The 1186-nt window shown below is 48.1% G+C and carries 1 pseudogene; it reads left to right on the forward strand.

The window, feature by feature from the left end:
• Positions 1 to 1076: pseudogene (locus tag R7E00_RS24315) on the forward strand (ribonuclease E); the annotation flags it as partial.
• Between the last annotated feature and the right edge of the window lie 110 nt (positions 1077 to 1186).

Raw genomic sequence — 1186 nt, forward strand, 5'->3', positions numbered from 1 at the left:
AGCCGAAAGCAAACGCGAAAGTAGCGGAAAAAGGCTTGCAACTTGCGGCTGAAGCTCGCTCAGAAGTGAAGCCTGAAGAGAATAAAGCGAAAGCAAACGCGAAAACAGAGAAAGTCAAAGAGCGCCGTCAACGTCGCAAACTGAACAAATCTGTTCGTGTTAAAGATCAACTTGCCGATGAGCAAGTAGAAGAAACAGCAGTAAAAGCAATTGAACCTGTTGAGTCTCAAGTAGATCAAGCCGTTGATACAGCAGCAGACGCACAGCAAGACAACAAGCAAGGTGAATCGAAACAACGTCGTAACCGTCGTTCTCCTCGTCACCTACGAGCAAGTGGTCAACGTCGTCGTCGTGGTCGTGATCGTCGTCCTAACCCATTCCGTCTGCGCAAAGGCGGTGTAGCATCTCCTGAGATGGCAATGGGTAAAGTGATGCCACGTTACATTCCAAAACCAGCGCCTAAGAAGGAAGAGCGAGTTCAGGAAGAAACGATTGTGGCAATTGCAACTGTACCTGCTATGCAAGGTGGTTTTGCTTGCCCTGAAATGGCAATGGGTAAAGTCATCATCCGTCGTGAGCAACCAGCGGTAGCTGGAGCACCTGTTGTTGAACCTAAAGTTCAAGAAACAGTAGAAGCTGTAGAAGCTAAAGCTGAATCACCGAGGGTTGATGCTGTAGCGCCTGAAAAGGCAGAGCCAGTAGCGGTTGATCAAGCTCCTGTAGAGCCGATCGTTGAAGTGGCTGAAGCACCTGTTGCGGAAGCAACAACAGAAACAGTTGTTGAAGAAGCTCCGCTTCAAGAGCCAGTCGTTGCAGAAACTGTGGAAGAAGCAGCAACAGAAGTTGCCGTTGAAACTCCAGTAGCAGCGCCAGAGATGAAAGCTGAAGTTATCAACGTTGTTGCTAAGCCACGAGCTAGCGCACCAATGACAAAAGCACCTGGTCCTCAAGAACTACGTGAAATCGAAGTAGCCGCAGCGCCGTTTAAAGCTGAACGCTACCAAGCTAAAGGTGCTGGTAGCCAAGTGGCAACAATCCGCGCCTCTGCAGCAATGACAAAGCCAAACTTCAACTAAGTTTGAATATCATTGCGATAGCTTGAAAGCTAGAATCAAAAGGCCACCGAAAGGTGGCCTTTTTTGTTTGTTCTCGGTCTAGCGTAATTGGTTATATTAATATCAACGAC

This window comes from Vibrio sp. Vb1755, assembly GCF_033338635.1.
Lineage (GTDB): Bacteria > Pseudomonadota > Gammaproteobacteria > Enterobacterales > Vibrionaceae > Vibrio > Vibrio alginolyticus.